Here is a 20,389-nt window from a genome sequence, read left to right as displayed (position 1 = left end):
CCCCCCCCCCCCCCCCCCCCCCCCCCCCCCCCCCCCAACCCCCCCCCCCCCCCCCCCCCCCCCCCCCCCCCCCCCCCCCCCCCCCCCCCCCCCCCCCCCCCCCCCCCCCCCCCCCCCCCCCCCAACCCGGTCGGCGACAACGTCTTCATCCGCGGCTACAACGCCCAGACCGACACCTATGTCGACGGCATCCGCGATGCCGGTTCGCAGTCGCGCGAAATCTTCAACCTGGAGCAGGTCGAAGTCGTGAAGGGCCCGAACTCGGCCTACGGCGGACGCTCGTCGGCAGGCGGCGGCATCAACCTGGTCAGCAAGTCGGCCAAGGCGGACAACTTCAGCAACGCCAGCGTCGGCCTCGGCACCGACAAGTACCGCCGCGTCACCGGCGACCTGAACCGCACCATCGGCGAGAACAGCGCGTTCCGCCTGAACGTGATGGCGCACGAGGCGAACGTGGCAGGGCGCGGCGTCGTGGGCGGCGACCGCTGGGGCATCGCCCCGACCGTCACCTTCGGCCTGAACGGTCCGAGCAAGGCGATCCTGAGCTACTACCACATGCAGTCGAGCGAGATCCCGGACACCGGCATCCCGTTCAACAACCCGATCACGAGCGGCCCGAACATGGCCCGCAATGGCGACGGCACCCCGCTGAACGTGGCCCGCGATACCTTCTACGGCCTGGTGAACCGCGACTTCCGCGATACCGAAGCCGACATCGGCACGGTCGACCTGCGCCACGAGTTCAGCCCGTCCCTGGCGCTGCGCAACGTGACGCGCTACGGCAAGACCAGGAACGACTTCGTCTGGACCCAGCCCGACGATTCCAAGGGCAACGTGGCCCTGTACGGCACCGTCTGGCGCCGCGCCAACACCCGCGTCACCGACACCGAGACGCTGGCCAACAACACCAGCCTGACGGGCAAGCTGAGCACCGGCGGCATCAAGCACAGCTACAACGTGGGCGTCGAGTTCAGCCGCGAGACGACCGAGCGCAGCAGCTACCTGTTCACGCCGGGCACCAACAACCCGCTGACCGGCACCTTCACCTGCCCGACCTCTGGCGCCGCCACCCTGTACAACTGCGCGCCGGTGAACAACCCGAACCCGAACGACCCGTGGGCCTACACCCGCAGCGTCTCGCCGGCCGCGACCGACGTCAAGACCAATACCCGCGCCGTCTATGCCTTCGATACGATCGAATTCAATCCGCAGTGGCTGCTGAACGTCGGCGTGCGCTGGGACGAATTCCGGACCGGCCTGTTCACGGCGCCGGCCACCGCCACGGCCAACGCCACCCGCGCCCGCATCGACACCAGCTTCGACACCTATCAGGCCGGCCTGGTCTACAAGCCGAGCGCGAACGGCAGCATCTACCTGTCCTACGCCACCTCGGCCACGCCGCCCGGCAACGACGCCGGCGACGGCCTCGACGGCCTGACGGTAGCCGTGCAGAACCTGCAGCCGCAAGAGAGCAAGAACTTCGAACTGGGCACCAAGTGGGAAGTCATGCGCGGCCGCCTGTCGCTCAACGCAGCCCTGTTCCAGAGCACCATGGACAATGCCCGCGTCACCTCGCCGGACGGCAGCAGCCAGAACGTCGGCCGCAAGGAACTGAAGGGCGTCGAGTTGGGCTTCTCGGGCAAGCTGACCAACGCCTGGCAGGTGTTCGGCGGCTACACCTGGCTCGACGCGATCGTCGAAGACAACGGCTATACCAACGCCGGCACCGCCGCCGCGCCACGCTGGATTGCGTCGCCGTTCAACGGCAACGTGTTCCCGACCACGCCCGAGCACAGCGCTTCGCTCTGGACCTCGTACGCCTTCAGCAAGGACTTCAGCGCCGGCATCGGCATGAACTATGTCGACCGCGTCTACGCCAACGTCAACAACAACAAGTTCGCGCCGAGCTATACCCGCGTCGACGCCATGGCCAGCTACGCGCTGAACAAGAGCGTGTCTCTGCAGCTGAACATTCAGAACCTGGGCGACAAGCTGTACTACGATCGCCTGTCCTCGCCGCACTATGCCGGCGTTGGTCCGGGCCGTTCGGCGAGCTTGACCGCGAACCTGAAGTTCTGAGCTGAAGTTCTGACGGACAACGCCGAGTTCGGTTAATGTTACTCCCGGCCCTCCCTGCTCGAAGCGGGGAGGGTCGTGTCGTTTTCGGGAAAGGAATCACACCATGATGCTGCACATTCCAGGAGTACTCAGCGCGGAGCAGGTGGCGCAGATGCGCGCGCGCCTGCGCGATTCAAGCTGGGTCGACGGCCGCGCCAGCGTCGGCAGTCAGGGCGCCCAGGTCAAGCGCAACCGCCAGCTGCCGGAGGGCTCGCCGCTGGCCGTCGAACTCGGCCAGATGGTCAGCACGGCGTTGATGGCCAACCCGCTGTTCTTCTCGAACGTACTGCCGCTGCGCATCCTGGCGCCTTATTTCAACAGCTATGGCGGCGGCGAGCACTACGGCCTGCACGTGGACGGCGCGATCCGCAACCAGCGCGGCGGCCTGCCGACCCTACGCGCGGACGTGTCGACCACGGTCTTCCTGAGCGAACCGGACGAATACGAGGGCGGCGAGCTGGTCGTGGTCGACGCCTACGGCACCCATGAGGTGAAACTGCCGGCCGGCGACGCCATCGTCTATCCGGCCGGCAGCGTGCACGAAGTGCTGCCGGTGACGCGCGGCGAACGCATCGCCTCCTTCCTGTGGACGCAAAGCATGGTGCGGGACGACGGCAAGCGCGCGCTGCTGTTCGAGCTGGATACGAACATCCAGAAGCTGCGCGCGGCGCATGGGGAGTCGGAGGTCAGCGTCGGCCTGACCGGGCATTATCACAACCTGCTCAGAATGTGGGCCGAAGTGTAGGGTGACGGCTCGTCATTTTTCCTGCCCGGGTTCCGGCGGCATGGCAACGCGTGGAGTCGGGGCTCCACGCGTTTTGGAACCGCCGCACCCCTGCATACGCGTACCGCCCTAGCGGCGCAGCACGGGCAGCCTGGAAGCGATGAAACGCACGGCGTAGTGGATGGCGCCGCCGCCTGCCGCGAAGATGCCCGCCGCGATCATCGGCAGTACCGCGCCGAAGGTCCAGGTCATGCCGATCACGAAGCCGAGCACGCAGGCCGCGCGGTGGACGGGGTAGAACAGGGCGATGACGAAGACTGATGCGGCCAGGAAGTCCGTCGCCTCGTGCCGGCCCGCCGTACCCAGCCCCATCCGCGCATGGCTTCCAGTCCTCTGCGAATTCACGAACCTGGATTCGGCAACAGCGGGAAAGCAGAACACCGCCCCCGGCCTTTGTCTTTCCATGCGGATTGATCATCAGTCGAAGCCGGGAAAGGCGTCGCGCCGGAATGGCTGCCATCGACCGGCCCAGGCCAAAACAAAAGGCCGAAACCCTTGCGGATTTCGGCCTCCTTGCCTGGACTGGCCCGCCTGAGCGGGCCAACCAGCGGTCAACCGGTTCCGTCCGGCTTAGAACGCGTAATCCACCCGCGCGTACATCGAGCGGCCGTTCACGCCGAACGGGCAGGTTTCCCAGCAGTGCGTGAAGCCCAGCTGCGGGAAGGGCGCGGCGCGCACCGGATCCCAGCGCGTCGGGTAGGTGTCGAACACGTTGTTGACGCCGGCCGAGACGCTGAGCGCCTTGCTGAACGTGTAGCGCCCGGTCAGGTCCAGGATCCACTTCGCTTCCCAGGTCTGGACGAACGGCGCCGTAAAGCCCTGGCCCTGGACCTCGCCGAAGTAGTTGGCACGGCCGGTCACGTTCCAGGCGCCGACGGTGTAGTCGGCCGCCACCACGTGGTGCTGGCGCGGCTGGCCGCGTTCGATCAGCGTCACCTGGGCGTCGTCGAACAGCTGGGCGCCCGAGAGCACCGGCGACTGCGAATTGCGGGCCTTGACCGTGGTCTTGTTGAAGCCGAGCTGGCCGGACAGCACCAGGGTCGTGCCGGCGCCGCGCGTCGTATGCTGGACCGACAGGTCGAAGCCGTCGGTCTGGGTGTCGATCGCGTTGGTGAAGAACTGCGCCTGGCCCACGCGCAGCGGGTCGAGGATGGCGCGGATCGGGCAGGCGCTCACTGGCAAGCAAGGGCCGGCTTCCGGCGCGATATTGCTCGAGAAGACGATGCGGTCGTCGATGTCGGTGCGGTACAGGTCGGCCGTGACCGACAGGGCCTTGGTCGGACGCAGCACCAGGCCGATGCTGGCGTTCTTCGAAGTCTCTTCCTTCAGCGGGGCGATGCCGAAGGCGCGCGTGACGGCGCTGTCTTCGCGCGCGGTCAGGGTTTCGGTGAGCACGCCGGCCGCGTTCAGGTTGGTCGACACCGAGCTGTAGAACTTCTGCTGCACGCCCGGCGCGCGGAAGCCGGTGGAGGCGCTGCCGCGCACGCCGACCGTGCGCGACGGATCCCAGCGCGCGCTCAGCTTGCCCGTGGTCGTGCTGCCGAAGTCGGAGTAGCGCTCGTGGCGCAGGGCGGCGCCGACCGACACCTGTTCGCCGAACTTGCGTTCCAGGTCGAGGTAGACGGCGGTGTTGTGGCGGCCGTCGTCGACTTCGGTCGAGGGCGTGTAGCCCGGGAAGCCCTGGATGCCGGACGCGGCGATGCCGCCGCTGACGTCGCGGATCACCTTGGCCGGGTTGTTGGTGCGGCCGTACTGGTAGGAGACCGGGTCGCCCGCGACGACCTGGTAGTTGTCGCGCCGGTATTCGAAGCCGGTCGCCACGTGCAGCGGCACGCCGCCGATCTCGACCGGGCCCTTGAAGTCGAGGTTGAAGGTGGTCTGGTTGAATTTCAGGGTGCCGGTGTCGGCTTCGCGCGGTGACTCGCGGCGGTTGTCCTCGAACCAGTAGCTGACGTTGATCGAATTGCGCTCGTGGAAGCCCAGTTCGCTGCGGCCATGGTTCATGCTCGCATCCATGCTCCAGGCGTTGCCGAGTTCATGGCGGTAGCCGACGGCAAGCGAGGAATCTTTTACCGTGGTCAGGATGTTCGGCAGGAAGCCGTTCGGGTAGACCTCGGGCACGTTGCGCGCGTCGCCGGCCGAACGGAAGAAGCCGGCCGCGTCGCCTTCGCGCTTGGAGGCGCCGCCGAAGACGTAGAACTCGCCCTTGTCGCCCACCGGCATGGCCGAGTTCAGCCACAGGTAAAGGTCTTTCGCATTGCTGTCGCCGATGCGCTGGGTGACGCGCGGCGGATCGACGCGCAGGCTGTCGACGCCGGCGCGGTTGGTCTCGTCGCGCTTGCGCGCCTCCGCCGACAGGTTCAGGTAGCCGCCGTTCGCGCCCAGCGCGAAGCCTTTATGGACGCTGCCCGAATAGGTGTCGCCGTCGCCTTCGCTGGTGGTGCCGACGTTGGCGCTCAGCTGGCCGAGGTCGGCGCCTTTCTTGAGGATGATGTTGATGACGCCGGCGATCGCGTCCGAGCCGTACTGGGCGGCCGCGCCGTCGCGCAGCACCTCGATGCTCTGGATGGCCGACAGCGGGATGGCGTTGATGTCGGTGCCGGCCGAGCCGCGCCCGATGGTCTGCTGCACGTTCACCAGCGCCTGCTGGTGGCGCCGCTTGCCGTTGATCAGCACCAGCAGCTGGTCGGGGCCGAGGCCGCGCAGGGTGGCGGGGCGGATGATGTCGGTGCCGTCGCTGATGAACGTCGTGCTGAAGTTGAACGAAGGGTCGAGGTCCTGCAGCACCTTGCCCAGTTCCTGCATGCCCGTGGACTGCATGTCCTTCAGGTTGACCAGGCCCACCGGCACGATGGTGTCGAGCGCGCTCTTGGCCTGGGTGCGCGAGCCCAGCACCACGACCTGCGCCGGCTGGCCTTCCGTCTCCTGTGCCGTTTGCTGGCTTGTCTCCTGGGCCTGCGCCGGCGTGAAGGCCGCCATGATCGCGCATGCCAGCAGTGTCCGTTGTAGCGTGTTTTTCTTCATTGTTCTTATTCCTTGATGATTGTTACGACATCGGCTGTGAATGTGTCTTTTGTAAAGACAACTCATCATAAGGGATTGTTATGGGATGGCAAGTGTTGGTTATACGTAATTGCAGGATTGATACGGTGTGGTGGGGAACGCTTGACAGAAGGGTAGGGGATGGGCTGGTTCGCCACAGGGTTGTATGGGCTGGTCCACTCGCCTGATAAGCAGCTGCACAGGCCCAGTTGCCTCGATGAATGGAACGGCAGCCTTTCCACGGCTACGGTAAAAAGGCACGAAGGGACTTGGTTTAACAACATTGATCGAATTCCCAGAAACTCTGCACGGGCGCAGCGCACAACGCGCGCAGGCATCGCATGCGCAGACCCTCAACAAGCAAACAGGAGAGCAGGCACATGGCAAATCCGAACAATCCGAACGATGGCGCACCGCCGCGCGATATTCATGTCGGCCCGGAGAAGAAAGCAAAGTGGGTGCCCTGGCTGCTCCTGGCGCTGGGACTGCTCGCCCTCCTGTTCGGCCTGAGGAGCTGCAATGACAACGACGAGGCCGCCCGCACGACGGTGGTGACCACGCCCGCCGAACCGGCACCGGCTGCCGCGCCCGTCGCACCGGCACCGGTGGCCGCGCCTGCCGCCGAAACCGCCGCAGTCCCGGCCGGGACCTCGGGCGTCGGCAGCTATCTTGCCGGCACCGAAGCACTGCCCCGCACCTTCGTGTTCGAAAAGCTCCATTTCGATACGGCCAAGAGCGACATCCGCGCGGAGGATCGTGACGAACTGAGCGCGCTGGCGGCCTCCTTGAAGCAGTACCCGAACTCGCGCATCCGGATCGTCGGTTATGCCGATGCGCGTGGTGGCGCCGGCAGCAATGACACGCTCGGCAAGGACCGTGCCGAGAGCGTGAAAGCCGCGCTTGCAGCGCAGGGCATCGACGCCGGACGTATCGAAACCGCTTCCAGCGGAGAGGTCAATCCGGTCGGCACCAACGCCACCGCGACCGGCCAGGCCGAGAACCGCCGGGCCGAGGTGATCGTCCTCCAGCGCTGATGTCCACCCTATCCAGAGAAAAGGAAGATCCCATGTCACGTACTCTCACAGCATTGTTCGACACCCGTGCGGACGCCGAGGCCGGCCGCCAGCGGCTGCGCGACGCCCTGGTCGATGCCGACCATATCCGGATCCACGACAAGTCCTCGATCGGCACGGCCGGCTACTCGTCGCACAGCGAGCCCGGCATGTGGGCATCGATCAGGAACGCCTTCCTTCCCGACGAGGATCGCCATGTCTACGAGGAGGGCGTGCGCCGTGGCGGCTTCCTGCTGACCGCCGATGTCGCTGAGCATGAAATCGACGATGCGATCCGGGCACTCGATCACGCCGAAGGCAACAGCGTCGATATCGACGAGCGCGCCAGTCAATGGCGGTCGGAAGGCTGGACCCCGCCGACAGCAGGCGGGGCCATGGCGGGAAGCGCGGCAGGCGCCGCCGGCGAGCAGCGTCTGCGCACCTCAGGCCATGTTGGCGATGACGGCGATGCCGAGCGCATCCAGGTGGTCGAGGAAAGGCTTATTGTCGGCAAGCGCGAAGTCGAGCGGGGCGGCGTGCGGGTCCGCTCCTACGTCACCGAAGCGCCGGTGCACGAGCAGATTCGCCTGCGCAGCGAGCGGGTCAAGGTCGAGCGCCATCCTGTCGACCGGGCCGTCGACGACGACGCACTGCGCGAGCGCTCGATCGAAATGACTCAGACCGACGAGGAAGCCGTCGTCGACAAGTCTGCCCAGGTGGTCGAGGAAGTCGTGGTCACGAAGCGTGTCGAGGAGCGCGTCGAGCAGATCCACGACACGGTGCGCCACACCGAGGTCGTCGTGGAGCGGCTGGACGACGACAAGCCGGTCCGCTGATTCCGTAATCCACGCAAAAAAAGGGCTGGAACCCGCGAAGGTTCCAGCCCTTTTTGTTGTCCCTCGAACGAACCAGCGATGGGCCGCCCGAGGAGTCCTTACTCCCTGATTACGCAGCCAGCAGCTGACGCAGCACGAACGGCAGGATGCCGCCATGCTTGTAGTAGTCGACTTCGATCGGGGTGTCGATACGCAGCAGAACCTGGACTTCCTGCGATTCGCCGTTTTCGCGGTGGATCACCAGGGTGGCCAGCTGTTGCGGCTTGATCTCGCCTTCCAGGCCCTTCAGGTCGAAGGTTTCCTTGCCGGTGATGCCCAGCGACTCGACGCTGTCGTTGCCGATGAACTGCAGCGGCAGCACGCCCATGCCGACCAGGTTCGAGCGGTGGATGCGCTCGTACGAACGCACGACCACGGCCTTCACGCCCAGCAGCTGGGTGCCCTTGGCTGCCCAGTCGCGCGAGGAGCCGGTGCCGTACTCTTCGCCGCCGAACACCATGGTCGGGGTGCCTTCGGCCACGTACTTCATGGCCGCGTCGTAGATCGACATCTGTTCGCCGGTCGGCTGGTGGATCGTGATGCCGCCTTCGACTGCGGAACCGTCGGCCTTGGCCGGAATCATCTTGTTCTTGATGCGCACGTTGGCGAAGGTGCCGCGCATCATGATCTCGTGGTTGCCGCGGCGCGAGCCGTAGGAGTTGAAGTCGGCCTTGAGCACGCCGTGATCCTTCAGCCACTTGCCCGCTGGACCGTCTTCCTTGATGGAGCCGGCTGGCGAGATGTGGTCGGTGGTGATCGAGTCGCCGAACACGCCCAGCGCGCGGGCGCCGGTGATGCCGGTGGCGGCTGCCTTCGGGGTCATCTCGAAGTCGGCGAAGAACGGCGGCTCGGCGATGTAGGTCGATTCAGGCCAGTTGTAGACCTGGCCTTCGGTCGACGACACGCGCTCCCACAGTTCGCCCGGGTTGCCCTTGACGTCGGCGTAGTTCTTCTTGAAGACTTCCGAGTTCATCGCGAAGCGCATCAGTTCGCCCACCTCCTGCGACGTTGGCCAGATGTCGCCCAGGTAGACGTCGACACCGTTGGTGTCGCGGCCGACCGGCTCGCTCATCAGGTCCTTGGTCATGTTGCCGGCGATCGCGTAGGCGACGACCAGCGGTGGCGAGGCCAGGAAGTTCGAACGGATGTTCGGGTGGATACGCGCTTCGAAGTTACGGTTGCCCGACAGGACGGCCGAGGCGACGATGTCGTTCTGCACGATGGTCGCGTTCAGTTCCGGGGTCAGGTCGCCGGCGTTGCCGATGCAGGTGGTGCAGCCGTAGGCGGTCACGCCGAAGCCCAGCTTTTCCAGGTAAGGCAGCAGGCCGGCGGCGGTCAGGTACTCGGTGACGACGCGCGAGCCAGGGGCCAGCGAGGACTTGATGTGCGGGGCGACGGTCAGGCCGCGCTCGACGGCCTTCTTGGCCAGCAGACCGGCGGCCAGCAGCACGCTCGGGTTCGAGGTGTTGGTGCACGAGGTGATGGCGGCGATCAGGACGTCGCCGTTGTGCACGCGCACGCCGTTGGTCGTCTCGTAGACCTTGTGCAGGTCTTCAGGCGCCTTGTTGAAGCCGTTCTGGGTGGTCGGCTTGCTGAACAGTTCGGTGAAGTTGTTCTTCACGTTGCCCAGTTCGATACGGTCTTGCGGGCGCTTCGGGCCGGCCAGCGACGGGGTGACGGTCGACAGGTCCAGTTCGACGATGCGGGTGTAGTCGATCTCGCCTTCCTGCGGGATGCCGAACATGCCCTGGGCCTTGTAGTAGTTCTCGAAGGCAGCCAGTTCTTCTTCGGTACGGCCGGTGCCGCGGAAGTAGTCGACGGTGGCTTCGTCCACAGGGAAGAAGCCCATGGTCGCGCCGTATTCCGGCGCCATGTTGGCGATGGTCGCGCGGTCGGTGGTCGACAGCGAACGGGTGCCTTCGCCGAAGAACTCGACGAACTTGCCGACGACTTTTTCCTTGCGCAGCAGTTCGGTGACGGTCAGCACCAGGTCGGTCGCGGTGCAGCCTTCGCGCAGCTTGCCCTTCAGGTTGACGCCGATGACGTCCGGGGTCAGGAAGTAGACCGGCTGGCCCAGCATGCCCGCCTCGGCTTCGATGCCGCCCACGCCCCAGCCGACGACGCCGACGCCGTTGATCATGGTGGTGTGCGAGTCGGTGCCGACCAGGGTGTCAGGGTAGTAGGTGTCGCCTTGCTTCATGACGCCGCGTGCCAGGTACTCGAGGTTGACCTGGTGGACGATGCCGAAGCCCGGAGGCACGACGCCGAAGGTGTCGAAGGCCTGCATGCCCCACTTCATGAACTGGTAGCGCTCGTTGTTGCGCTGGAATTCCAGTTTCATGTTCAGGTCGAGTGCGCCCGGCTCGCGGAAGTGGTCGATGGTGACCGAGTGGTCGACGACCAGGTCGACCGGCACCAGCGGCTCGATCTTCTTCGGATCGGCGCCGGTCTTGGCGGCGACGTTGCGCATGGCGGCGAGGTCGGCCAGCAGCGGCACGCCGGTGAAGTCCTGCAGCACGACGCGGGCAACGACGAAAGGAATCTCGTCGGTGCGCTCGGCGGTCGCGGCCCAGTTGGCGACCTGGCGGACGTGTTCTTCGGTGACCTTCTTGCCGTCGCAGTTACGCAACACGGACTCGAGGACGATACGGATCGACACCGGCAGGCGCGACAGGTTCACGCCCAGGCTTTCGCCCAGCGCCGGCAGCGAATAGAACTGGCCGGACTGGCCCGCGCTCAGCGGGAAGTCCTTCAGCGTGTTCAGGGTGTTGCGAGACATAAGCTCTCCTTCAGTGGGGTTTCTTGTTATTGCTTCAATATACGAATATCGGCAACGGGGGTGACGCTGGTCATTCTCCGGGCGTCAGCTTTTCTTTTCTTCCGATGGGGCAGCCGCGACGACCGGCTTGCTCTGCTCGGCATCCTTGCATTCGTTGGCCAGCTGGCGGTTCAGCTTCGAGTCGAGCAGGATGCCCTTCGACGGGATGCCGATCCAGATCAGGCCATAATTCACGTTTTCGAAGCGCAGCGCACCGGTGGTCGTGCCGACGCGGTTCAGGCGGTGCAGGCGCTTCTTCCAGCGCAGCGCGATGTGCGAATCATCGGTTTCGTTACGGTAAATCGTGATCTTGTTGTTCAGTTCACACGCGTATTCGGTCACCTTGGTGTCGGTGATGTCCGGTTCCGGCTCATCGATCGGCGCGGCTGCGGCTGCGGCAGCCGCGCCGGCGGCAGCGGCCCCGGCAGCCTTCCTGGCTTTCGAGGATTTCGAGGATTTCGCCTTCTGCGCCTTCAGGACGTCGACGGCCTTCGGATGGTTCTTTTCAGTGGCTGCGGACGCAGGTGCGGCGCACAGGCCGAGGGCCGCGAGCGCGAAGGCGCCGGCGGCGAGCAGGTGTTGGGGGGAGGTGGCCATTAGTTCGATTCCGGTGGGTTGACGATTGCCGCCGCGGATTCAGGCAGCGCCAGGCCGGCCAGCTTCGCGCGCTGCAAAACGGTCCAATAATATCGGTAGCTGGCGCGGTCATGCAAGCGCCCATGCTGAGCGATCGGTCCCCAATTGGCCGCCATCGCTTCCTGCAGGATGTTGGTGGCCTCGTTCACCTCCGACAGCCGCGGCGTAAACGCCTTGACGATCGGCTTGATCTGGTCAGGGTGGATACTCCACATGCGCGTAAAACCGAATTCGGCGCCGGCGCGTTGTGCATCATTCGCCACAATCGCACTGTCCTTGATTTCGGTCGTCACATTATGCGAGGCCACCTTGCCATGCGCATGACATGCCGCAACCATCTCCAGCTTGGCGCGGACAACTAATGGGTGAGTAAACTGTCCCGGCGTGCGCATCGCCGCCGCGGGAATCGCGCCGAAGTGCGAGGAAACGAAATCCATGATGCCGAAGGACAGGCATTCGACCTGGGGCAGGGCGGCGATCTCGTACGCATCGTGCAGGGCGCCATGGGTTTCGATCAGCACGTGCACCGGCAGCGCCGGGCGGCCGTTCGGCACGGCGACGCGGTTGATGATTTCGAGCGCGCGCCGCACGTCCTCGACGCCGTTCGGCTTGGGCAGCACGACATAGGCCAGGCGGGCCGCTGCGGCGCCGACGATGGTGACCACGTCCTGCACGAAATGCGGGCTGTCGATGTCGTGCAGGCGCACGCCGATGCGCTCGAAACGGTTGTCCTCGCTATTGACGAGGGAGGCGACCAGCTGTGCGTGCGCGGCTTCGCTGCCGGCGGCGGCGCCGTCCTCGCAGTCGAAGGTGATGTCGAACAAGGGACCAAGCTCTTGTTGCAGGGCCATCGACTTGCGCATCAGCTTCTCCGAGCCGCAATAGTGATCGCAGGCGGGAAGCAGGAGCGGCTGGCGTTTGCCCTGGAATAAAACCTCGGAAGGATGCATTTTTAGTTCAGTCGAAACACGATGTCAGAAAGACAGTAAGGAGCAGGGCAGAAGCGAAAAAGCCGTGCCGACAGAGCGGCACGGCATTTTGCGCAGACGGACCAGCGAGGCCGGGCATCTGCTTTCCGCGAATTAGGCCAGCAGGTGCGCCACGCCTTCACGCTCTTCGGTCAGTTCCTTCAGCGTGAGGTTGATGCGCTCTTGCGAGAACTGGTCGATTTCCAGGCCCTGGACGATGGTGTACTCGCCGTTTTCGGTCGTGACCGGGAAGCCGAACATCACGCCTTCAGGGATGCCGTACGAACCGTCCGACGGGATGCCCATCGTGGTCCACTTGCCGTTGGTGCCCAGCACCCAGTCGCGCACGTGGTCGATCGCCGCGTTGGCAGCCGATGCCGCCGACGACGCACCGCGTGCTTCGATGATGGCGGCGCCGCGCTTGCCGACGGTCGGCAGGAAGGTGTCGCGGTTCCAGACGTCGTCGTTGATCGCTTCCTTGACCGACTGGCCGTCGACGGTGGCGAAACGGTAGTCCGCGTACATCGTCGGCGAGTGGTTGCCCCAGACGGCCATCTTTTCGATGGAGCCGACCGGCTTGCCCAGTTTGGCGGCAACCTGCGACAGGGCGCGGTTGTGGTCCAGGCGCAGCATGGCGGTGAAGTTCTTGCTTGGCAGGTTAGGAGCCGACTTCATGGCGATGTAGGCGTTGGTGTTGGCAGGGTTGCCGACCACCAGCACCTTGACGTCGCGCGAAGCGACGGCGTCGAGCGCCTTGCCCTGGACCGTAAAGATCTGGGCGTTGGCTTCCAGCAGGTCCTTGCGTTCCATGCCAGGACCGCGTGGACGCGCGCCGACCAGCAGGGCGACGTCGGCATCCTTGAAGGCGGTCATCGGGTCCGAGTGGGCGGTCATGCCGGCCAGCAGCGGGAATGCGCAGTCGTCGATTTCCATCATGACGCCCTTGAGCGCCTTCTGTGCCTTTTCGTTGTCGATCTCGAGCAGCTGCAGGATGACCGGCTGGTCCTTGCCCAGCATGTCGCCGTTAGCGATGCGGAACAGCAGCGAGTAGCCGATCTGGCCGGCGGCGCCGGTAACGGCAACACGCATTGGGGTTTTAGCCATGATGAATCTCCAAAAGTGGGAATGAAAACGGTCGAAGCCGAGGATACGCCTGTTTAAGAAAACTGCAATGATACCAAAACGGGCACGTGTCCAATTGGGCATGCAAGCAAAGTGCAGGCTCGTCCCCGTTGCGCGCCAAGGCTGCGCAGCGGGGCGGGGCCCGTCCTTCTACCTCTTTGTCGACCGCGAGTGTAGACCTCGGCTGTTCTACCTGTCAATTGATATCATATGTCTTATATAAGACAGATGTGTTGCTGGTCGTACACTGGACGGAGGGGGGCTTTTGTGGTGAAATCGTGGTCTATGAATTCCGTCCCGACCATCCCGCCAGGCGAGGGCGCAGGCAGCAGTGCCTCGCCCTCGTTCCGGCCCCTGTACCAGCAGATCAAGGCGCTCATTACGCAGAGCCTGCAGTCGGGCGAGTGGAAGCCGGGCGAGCTGATGCCGAGCGAAGTGGAACTGGCGGCGCGCTTCAAGGTCAGCCAGGGTACGGTGCGCAAGGCCATCGACGAGCTGGCGGCCGAGAACCTGGTCGTGCGCCGGCAGGGGAAGGGCACCTTCGTCGCCACCCACCACGAGGAGCGCGCGCACTTCCGTTTCCTGCGCCTGATGCCCGACGAGGGCGTGCCCCACCATCCCGACAACCGCATCATCGAGGTCAAGCGCATCCGTGCGCCGGCCGAAGTAGTGCGTCTCCTCGAATTGAAGTCTGGCGACGCGGTCGTATATATCAAGCGGGTGATGTCCTTCGACGGCGCGCCGACGATCCTGGAAGAATTGTGGCTGCCGGGGCAGGTCTTCAAGGGCCTGACGGCCGAACGCCTGGTCGAGTACAAGGGTCCAATGTATGGCCTGTTCGAGTCCGAATTCGGCACGCGCATGATCCGCGCGACCGAGAAGATCCGGGCGGTCGGCGCCGATGCCGTGGCGGCGCAGTACCTGGGCGTACCGGAAGGTACGCCCTTGCTGTGTGCGGACCGGGTGTCGTTCACCTACGGCGACCGCCCGGTCGAGTTGCGGCGCGGTTTGTATTCGACGGCGCAGCATCATTACCAGAACGAATTGTCGTAACGGTTGGGTGTGACCCGTAGGGTGGACGGGTTTCCCGTCCACGCGTTCATGCGCCATATGAACAGTCGCGGCGGAGCATCGGCCGGTTGGACGCGTGGACGGCAGAGCCGTCCACCCTGCGAGTGACAGTATGGGCAGGGCAGGCGGCGCATCAACAACAGCGTCACATATGCACGCCTGATGCTAAGCGTTTAAAATATGTTGTTTGTCGGAAAGCGCCGAAGAAAACCCTGTTCCGCGTTTGTCCCACCAATATTCCGGTTCCGGATCTTGGTGCAACGCAAAAAATCGGCGAAAATTAAGGGTTAATCACATTTTGTCAGTTAAGGGAGGTGTTGTATGTCCGAAGCCGTGAGAGAGGCCACAAAAAAAGGACGGCCGGAGTTCCGTAACATCCACATTACGGATATCACTACGAAGTACAAGATGCCGCCATCGGCGATCGTCTCGATCCTGCACCGCGTCAGCGGTTTCGGATTGTTCCTGATGTTGCCTTTCCTGCTCTACCTGCTGCAGGAAAGCCTGCTGTCGGAGAACACGTATTACCACTTCGCCGGCATGGTAGACAACGTCTTCACCAAGATCATCCTGCTGGGCCTGTCGTGGGCATATGCGCACCACTTCATCGCCGGCGTGCGCCACCTGTTCATGGACAACCACATCGCCCTGGACAAGGACGCCGCCCAGAAGACCGCACGCTGGGTGCTGGTCGCCAGCCTGGTGCTGACCGCCGTCGTCGGCCTGAAACTGTTTGGAGTATTCTAAAAATGGCAAGCAAGAATAACATCGGCCAGCGCCGCCTCGTCGTCGGCGCCCACTACGGCGTCAAGGATTGGCTGGCGCAGCGCGTGACCGCCATCGTGATGGTGGTGTACACCCTGGTCCTGCTGGGCACCTTCCTGACTGCACAGAATTTCACCTACGAAGGCTGGGCGTCGCTGTTCTCGCGCCAGTGGTTCAAGCTCTTCTCCCTCGTCACCTTCTTCGGCCTGTTCTACCACGTGTGGGTCGGCGTCCGTGACATCTGGATGGACTACGTCAAAAATGCCGGCGTCAAGCTGGCCTTGCAGTTCGCTACCGTGCTCTGGCTGCTCGCCTGCGCCGCCTGGACTGTGCAAATTCTCTGGAGTGTGTAATCGTGGCAGCAATTAAAACTGCAATCCCTACCCGCCGCTTCGACGCGGTCATCGTCGGCGCCGGCGGTTCCGGCATGCGCGCGTCGCTGCAGCTGGCCGAAGCCGGCCTGAACGTCGCCGTGCTGTCGAAAGTCTTCCCGACCCGCTCGCACACGGTTGCGGCGCAGGGCGGTATCGGTGCTTCGCTGGGCAACATGAGCGAAGACGACTGGTACTGGCACATGTTCGACACCGTCAAGGGCGGCGACTACCTGGGCGACCAGGATGCGATCGAATTCATGTGCCGCGAAGCACCAAAGGTTGTCTACGAACTCGAACACTTCGGCATGCCGTTCGACCGTAACCCGGACGGCACGATCTACCAGCGCCCGTTCGGCGGCCACACCGCCAACTTCGGCGAAAAGCCGGTCCAGCGCGCCTGCGCCGCGGCCGACCGTACCGGCCACGCACTGCTGCACACCCTGTACCAGCGCAACGTCCGCGCCCGTACCCACTTCTTCGTCGAGTGGATGGCCCTCGACCTGGTGCGTAACGCCGAAGGCGACGTGCTGGGCGTGGTGGCCCTGGAAATGGAAACCGGCGACGTGATGATCCTGGAAGCGAAGACCACCATCTTCGCCACCGGTGGCGCAGGCCGCATCTTCGCCGCGTCGACCAACGCCTTCATCAACACCGGCGACGGCATGGGCATGGCGGCACGCGCCGGCCTGCCGCTGCAGGACATGGAATTCTGGCAGTTCCACCCGACCGGCGTGTCCGGCGCGGGCGTGCTGATCACGGAAGGCGTCCGTGGCGAAGGCGGTATCCTGATCAACTCGAACGGCGAACGCTTCATGGAGCGCTACGCGCCGACCCTGAAAGATCTCGCGCCGCGCGACTTCGTCTCGCGTTCGATGGACCAGGAGATCAAGGAAGGCCGCGGCTGCGGTCCTAATAAAGACCACGTCCTGCTCGACCTGCGCCACATCGGCGCCGACACGATCAAGAAGCGCCTGCCTTCGATCCTGGAAATCGGCCACAAGTTCGCCAACGTCGACGCGACCAAGGAACCGATCCCGGTCGTGCCGACCATCCACTACCAGATGGGCGGCATCCCGACCAACATCCACGGCCAGGTCGTCACGCCTGACGTCGTGAATGGCGGCCAGAAGGTCGTCAACGGCCTGTACGCGATCGGCGAATGCGCCTGCGTCTCGGTCCACGGCGCCAACCGCCTCGGCACGAACTCGCTGCTGGACCTGGTCGTCTTCGGCCGCGCCGCCGGCAACCACGTGGTCGCCTCGAAGCTGAAGGAGCAGTCGAACAAGCCGCTGCCGAAGGACGCCTCGGACTTCGCGCTGGAGCGCCTGAACCGCCTCGAGACCTCGACCGGCTCGGAAAAAGTGCAGGGCGTCGCCAACGACATCCGCGCCACGATGCAGAAGTACTGCGGCGTGTTCCGTACCGACGAACTGCTGACCCAGGGCGTGAAGGAAATCATGGTCCTCGACGAGCGCCGCAAGCACGTCTCGTTCAAGGACAAGTCGAAGGTCTTCAACACCGCGCGTGTCGAAGCGCTCGAGCTGGACAACCTGATCGAGACCGCCAAGGCGACCATCGTGTCGGCGCAGGCCCGTAAAGAGTCGCGCGGCGCCCACGCCCACAGCGACTACGAGCAGCGCGACGACGCGAACTGGATGAAGCACACCCTGTTCTACTCGGAAGGCAACCGCCTCGAGTACAAGGCCGTGAATCAGAAGCCGCTGACCGTCGAGACCTTCAAGCCGAAGGCACGTACTTTCTAATAGATTTTGTTAGCCGGAAGGTGGGGATCAGACCCTGCCCCGGCTTGAAAAAAATAGGTAAAACATGGCACGCACAGTCCACCTGAAGATCTACCGCTACGATCCGGACAAGGATACGAAGCCTTACATGCAAGACGTCACCGTCGAGCTGCAAGACACCGACAAGATGCTGCTCGACGCACTGCAGCGCATCAAGTCGGACGTCGACGATTCGCTGGCCCTGCGCCGCTCGTGCCGCGAAGGCGTGTGCGGTTCGGACGCAATGAACATCAACGGCAAGAACGGCCTGGCCTGCACCACCAACCTGAACGAACTGACCCAGCCGATCGTGCTGCGTCCGCTGCCGGGCCTGCCGGTCGTGCGCGACCTGATCGTCGACATGACCCAGTTCTTCAAGCAGTACCACTCGGTCAAGCCGTTCCTGATCAACGATTCGATCAAGCCGGAAAAAGAGCGCCTGCAATCGCCTGAAGAGCGCGAAGAGCTCGACGGCCTGTACGAGTGCATCCTGTGCGCCTGCTGCTCGACCTCGTGCCCGTCGTTCTGGTGGAATCCGGACAAGTTCGTCGGCCCGGCCGGCCTGCTGCAGGCCTACCGCTTCATCGCCGACTCGCGTGACGAAGCCACCAACGAGCGCCTGGACAACCTGGAAGACCCGTACCGCCTGTTCCGCTGCCACTCGATCATGAACTGCACCGACGTCTGCCCGAAGGGTTTGAACCCGAACAAGGCCATCGGCAAGATCAAGGAATTGCTGGTTCGCCGGGCGATCTAAATTGGTCGTTTGCGGCCGGTATCGTCATGCCGGCCGTAAGACAGCCTTTCGTAGGGTGGGCTCTCCGAGCCCACGCGGTACACCGCTCGAAACGCGGCGACAGCGAGCTCGTCGCCCGCAAACGCAGCAGCACCACGGACACCGCATCACGTCCGCCTGCAAGCGCAAAAATCGGATACCCTCCGCCCGATTGCGCCCAAAGTATTGCCAATAAATACAGTAGAAGTACGGTACTGCCGTTTCCCGGCAGCCGGAGTATAGTGTTGACCCAACAACGGACTCTAGAGTGACGACGCATCAATCCGATCCCGCCAACCGTGCCCGCCTGCGTTGGCGTGCCCGCAGGGGCCTGCTGGAAAACGACCTGATCCTCACGCGCTTCCTCGATGCGCATGAGGAAGGCCTGAGCGATGAAGAAGTCGATGCGCTGACGCGCCTGCTGGACCTGGCGGACAACCCGCTGATGGACTTGCTGCTCGGTCGCGCCGAGCCCGAGGGGGAGGTCGACCTGCCGCACGTGCGCGCCTTGCTGGCGCGCCTGCGCCAAGCGTGAGCGAATCTCAGTTTCGTTTTATATTTTGTAGATCCACTCCCAAGAAGGAAGTGCCATGAATATCTCTGATACCAAAGCCACCCTGTCGTTCTCCGACGGCAGCCCATCGGTCGACATGCCGATTTACAAGGGCACGATCGGCCCGGACGTCATCGACATCCGCAAGCTGTACGGCCAGACCGGCAAGTTCACCTACGACCCGGGCTTCATGTCGACTGCCGCCTGTAACTCGAGCATCACCTACATCGACGGCGACAAGGGCGAGCTGCTGTACCGCGGCTACCCGATCGAGCAGCTGGCCGTGAACTGCGACTTCCTGGAAACCTGCTACCTGCTGCTGAACGGCGAACTGCCGAACGCCGAGCAGAAGGCCACGTTCAGCGACACCGTGACCAAGCACACGATGATCCACGAGCAGATGAACTTCTTCTTCCGTGGCTTCCGCCGCGACGCGCACCCGATGTCGGTGCTGGTCGGCACCGTCGGCGCGCTGGCCTCGTTCTACCACGACTCGCTCGACATCAACGATGCCAAGCAGCGTGAAATCTCGGCCATCCGCCTGATCGCCAAGCTGCCGACCCTGGTCGCCATGGCCTACAAGTACTCGATCGGCCAGCCGTTCATGTACCCACGCAACGACCTGTCGTACAGCGCCAACTTCATGCACATGATGTTCGCCAACCCGTGCGAAGAGTACAAGGTCAACGACGTGCTGGTGCGCGCCCTGGACCGCATCCTGATCCTGCACGCGGACCACGAGCAGAACGCATCGACCTCGACCGTCCGCCTGGCGGGCTCGTCGGGCGCGAACCCGTTCGCCTGTATCGCTGCCGGTATCGCCTGCCTGTGGGGCCCTGCCCACGGCGGCGCCAACGAAGCGGCCTTGACCATGCTGAAGGAAATCGGCTCGGTCGAGAACATCCCTGCCTTCATCGAGAAGGTCAAGGACAAGAACTCGGGCGTGAAGCTGATGGGCTTCGGTCACCGCGTGTACAAGAACTTCGACCCGCGCGCCAAGCTGATGCGCGAAACCTGCCACGAAGTGCTGGAAGAGCTGGGCCTGCAGGACGACCCGCTGTTCAAGCTGGCCATGGAACTGGAACGCATCGCCCTGGAAGACGAATACTTCGTCTCGCGCAAGCTCTACCCGAACGTCGACTTCTACTCGGGCATCGTGCAGTCGGCGCTGGGCATCCCGGTCTCGCTGTTCACCGGCATCTTCGCGATGGCACGCACCATCGGCTGGATCGCGCAGTGGAACGAGATGATCGCCGATCCGGAGCAGAAGATTGGCCGTCCACGCCAGCTGTTCGTCGGTTCGCCTTCGCGCGACGTGCCGAGCATCGACAAGCGCTGATTTTTACGCGCCTCGGAAAGGAAGCGGGCTGCGGCCCGCTTTTTTCATTTTGGGGCGCGGTTGTGTCGCGTTGACGAAAAGGGCAGGGGGGCTATACTGGGGCCGCGCGACTACGCAGGGCATCAGTTGCGTTTCGACGTGCATGCCCTACGCGTGGACTTGTCATTAAAGCCCCCGGCTTCAATGCCTCCACCCTTGTATCTTGATCGTGTTGGTGGTTAGCTACCATCAATCGAGGCGAAGACGAGCTTGACTCCACCCTGAAGGCACTGACCTTGCTGCGTAGATAAAGCCTTCGCCTCACCCCACACTACTG

The 20,389-nt window shown here is 64.1% G+C and carries 17 protein-coding genes; 11 read left to right on the top strand and 6 right to left on the bottom strand.

Annotated elements, in window-relative coordinates:
• Positions 1-2,079, top strand: a 2,079-nt coding sequence (locus ACWCIA_RS22610) for a TonB-dependent receptor (protein WP_454166736.1), incomplete at its 5' end; no start/stop codon positions are given.
• Positions 2,080-2,182: 103 nt separating this feature from the next.
• On the top strand, positions 2,183-2,863 hold the full coding sequence (locus ACWCIA_RS22605) for a Fe2+-dependent dioxygenase (protein ID WP_454166735.1): 681 nt from the start codon (positions 2,183-2,185) through the stop codon (positions 2,861-2,863).
• Positions 2,864-2,971: 108 nt separating this feature from the next.
• Here ACWCIA_RS22605 and ACWCIA_RS22600 read toward each other — a convergent pair whose 3' ends face one another.
• Together ACWCIA_RS22600 and ACWCIA_RS22595 are read right to left on the bottom strand one after the other, a co-directional pair.
• The gene (locus ACWCIA_RS22600; protein WP_454166734.1) at positions 2,972-3,214 is read right to left on the bottom strand and encodes a hypothetical protein; all 243 of its coding nucleotides are present in this window, start codon (positions 3,212-3,214) and stop codon (positions 2,972-2,974) included.
• Between the two features lie 258 nt (positions 3,215-3,472).
• Positions 3,473-5,926 (bottom strand): TonB-dependent receptor plug domain-containing protein, encoded by a 2,454-nt coding sequence (locus ACWCIA_RS22595; RefSeq protein ID WP_454166733.1) that lies wholly within the window; start codon positions 5,924-5,926, stop codon positions 3,473-3,475.
• Between the two features lie 398 nt (positions 5,927-6,324).
• On the opposite strand from ACWCIA_RS22595, the gene ACWCIA_RS22590 reads away from it, so the two are divergent.
• Together ACWCIA_RS22590 and ACWCIA_RS22585 are read left to right on the top strand one after the other, a co-directional pair.
• The gene (locus ACWCIA_RS22590) at positions 6,325-6,978 is read left to right on the top strand and encodes an OmpA family protein (protein ID WP_454166732.1); all 654 of its coding nucleotides are present in this window, start codon (positions 6,325-6,327) and stop codon (positions 6,976-6,978) included.
• 32 nt (positions 6,979-7,010) lie between these two features.
• On the top strand, positions 7,011-7,832 hold the full coding sequence (locus ACWCIA_RS22585; protein WP_454166731.1) for a YsnF/AvaK domain-containing protein: 822 nt from the start codon (positions 7,011-7,013) through the stop codon (positions 7,830-7,832).
• A 109-nt stretch (positions 7,833-7,941) separates the two neighbouring features.
• On the opposite strand, the gene acnA is transcribed toward ACWCIA_RS22585, so the two are convergent.
• From acnA to ACWCIA_RS22565, 4 genes are all read right to left on the bottom strand, one after another.
• A complete protein-coding gene (gene acnA, locus ACWCIA_RS22580; RefSeq protein WP_454166730.1) occupies positions 7,942-10,650 on the bottom strand; it encodes an aconitate hydratase AcnA in 2,709 nt (902 codons plus the stop codon).
• Between the two features lie 84 nt (positions 10,651-10,734).
• Positions 10,735-11,286: a hypothetical protein gene (locus ACWCIA_RS22575; RefSeq protein WP_454166729.1), complete on the bottom strand. Its 552-nt coding sequence runs from the start codon at positions 11,284-11,286 to the stop codon at positions 10,735-10,737.
• The gene (locus tag ACWCIA_RS22570; protein WP_454166728.1) at positions 11,286-12,275 is read right to left on the bottom strand and encodes an HpcH/HpaI aldolase/citrate lyase family protein; all 990 of its coding nucleotides are present in this window, start codon (positions 12,273-12,275) and stop codon (positions 11,286-11,288) included. Before ACWCIA_RS22570 ends, ACWCIA_RS22575 begins: the two co-directional genes overlap by 1 nt.
• 132 nt (positions 12,276-12,407) lie before the next feature.
• Positions 12,408-13,397 (bottom strand): malate dehydrogenase, encoded by a 990-nt coding sequence (locus tag ACWCIA_RS22565; protein WP_454166727.1) that lies wholly within the window; start codon positions 13,395-13,397, stop codon positions 12,408-12,410.
• 303 nt (positions 13,398-13,700) lie between these two features.
• On the opposite strand from ACWCIA_RS22565, the gene ACWCIA_RS22560 reads away from it, so the two are divergent.
• The 7 genes from ACWCIA_RS22560 (at position 13,701) to gltA (ending at position 20,073) form a co-directional block, all read left to right on the top strand.
• The gene (locus ACWCIA_RS22560) at positions 13,701-14,468 is read left to right on the top strand and encodes a GntR family transcriptional regulator (protein ID WP_454166726.1); all 768 of its coding nucleotides are present in this window, start codon (positions 13,701-13,703) and stop codon (positions 14,466-14,468) included.
• A 339-nt stretch (positions 14,469-14,807) separates the two neighbouring features.
• A complete protein-coding gene (sdhC, locus tag ACWCIA_RS22555; protein WP_454166725.1) occupies positions 14,808-15,233 on the top strand; it encodes a succinate dehydrogenase, cytochrome b556 subunit in 426 nt (141 codons plus the stop codon).
• Between the two features lie 2 nt (positions 15,234-15,235).
• The gene (gene sdhD / locus ACWCIA_RS22550; protein WP_454166724.1) at positions 15,236-15,604 is read left to right on the top strand and encodes a succinate dehydrogenase, hydrophobic membrane anchor protein; all 369 of its coding nucleotides are present in this window, start codon (positions 15,236-15,238) and stop codon (positions 15,602-15,604) included.
• Positions 15,605-15,606: 2 nt separating this feature from the next.
• Positions 15,607-17,388, top strand: a complete 1,782-nt coding sequence (gene sdhA / locus ACWCIA_RS22545) for a succinate dehydrogenase flavoprotein subunit (protein WP_454166723.1) — start codon at positions 15,607-15,609, stop codon at positions 17,386-17,388.
• A 64-nt stretch (positions 17,389-17,452) separates the two neighbouring features.
• The gene (locus ACWCIA_RS22540) at positions 17,453-18,163 is read left to right on the top strand and encodes a succinate dehydrogenase iron-sulfur subunit (RefSeq protein ID WP_454166722.1); all 711 of its coding nucleotides are present in this window, start codon (positions 17,453-17,455) and stop codon (positions 18,161-18,163) included.
• Positions 18,164-18,449: 286 nt separating this feature from the next.
• The gene (locus tag ACWCIA_RS22535; protein WP_454166721.1) at positions 18,450-18,716 is read left to right on the top strand and encodes an FAD assembly factor SdhE; all 267 of its coding nucleotides are present in this window, start codon (positions 18,450-18,452) and stop codon (positions 18,714-18,716) included.
• A 55-nt stretch (positions 18,717-18,771) separates the two neighbouring features.
• The gene (gltA, locus tag ACWCIA_RS22530) at positions 18,772-20,073 is read left to right on the top strand and encodes a citrate synthase (protein ID WP_454166720.1); all 1,302 of its coding nucleotides are present in this window, start codon (positions 18,772-18,774) and stop codon (positions 20,071-20,073) included.
• The last annotated feature ends 316 nt before the right edge of the window (positions 20,074-20,389 follow it).

This window comes from Massilia sp. SYSU DXS3249, assembly GCF_053668055.1.
Note: the sequence above shows the minus strand (reverse complement) of the source record. Positions and strands in the feature narration are given on the sequence as shown.

Coding starts and splice junctions, on each gene's coding strand:
- ACWCIA_RS22600 (WP_454166734.1), bottom strand. CDS start 3,214: ATGGGGCTGGGTACGGCGGGCCGGCACGAGGCGACGGACTTCCTGGCC.
- ACWCIA_RS22560 (WP_454166726.1), top strand. CDS start 13,701: ATGAATTCCGTCCCGACCATCCCGCCAGGCGAGGGCGCAGGCAGCAGT.
- ACWCIA_RS22585 (WP_454166731.1), top strand. CDS start 7,011: ATGTCACGTACTCTCACAGCATTGTTCGACACCCGTGCGGACGCCGAG.
- ACWCIA_RS22590 (WP_454166732.1), top strand. CDS start 6,325: ATGGCAAATCCGAACAATCCGAACGATGGCGCACCGCCGCGCGATATT.
- ACWCIA_RS22575 (WP_454166729.1), bottom strand. CDS start 11,286: ATGGCCACCTCCCCCCAACACCTGCTCGCCGCCGGCGCCTTCGCGCTC.
- ACWCIA_RS22570 (WP_454166728.1), bottom strand. CDS start 12,275: ATGCATCCTTCCGAGGTTTTATTCCAGGGCAAACGCCAGCCGCTCCTG.
- ACWCIA_RS22605 (WP_454166735.1), top strand. CDS start 2,183: ATGATGCTGCACATTCCAGGAGTACTCAGCGCGGAGCAGGTGGCGCAG.
- gltA (WP_454166720.1), top strand. CDS start 18,772: ATGAATATCTCTGATACCAAAGCCACCCTGTCGTTCTCCGACGGCAGC.
- acnA (WP_454166730.1), bottom strand. CDS start 10,650: ATGTCTCGCAACACCCTGAACACGCTGAAGGACTTCCCGCTGAGCGCG.
- ACWCIA_RS22540 (WP_454166722.1), top strand. CDS start 17,453: ATGGCACGCACAGTCCACCTGAAGATCTACCGCTACGATCCGGACAAG.
- sdhD (WP_454166724.1), top strand. CDS start 15,236: ATGGCAAGCAAGAATAACATCGGCCAGCGCCGCCTCGTCGTCGGCGCC.
- ACWCIA_RS22565 (WP_454166727.1), bottom strand. CDS start 13,397: ATGGCTAAAACCCCAATGCGTGTTGCCGTTACCGGCGCCGCCGGCCAG.
- ACWCIA_RS22595 (WP_454166733.1), bottom strand. CDS start 5,926: ATGAAGAAAAACACGCTACAACGGACACTGCTGGCATGCGCGATCATG.
- sdhC (WP_454166725.1), top strand. CDS start 14,808: ATGTCCGAAGCCGTGAGAGAGGCCACAAAAAAAGGACGGCCGGAGTTC.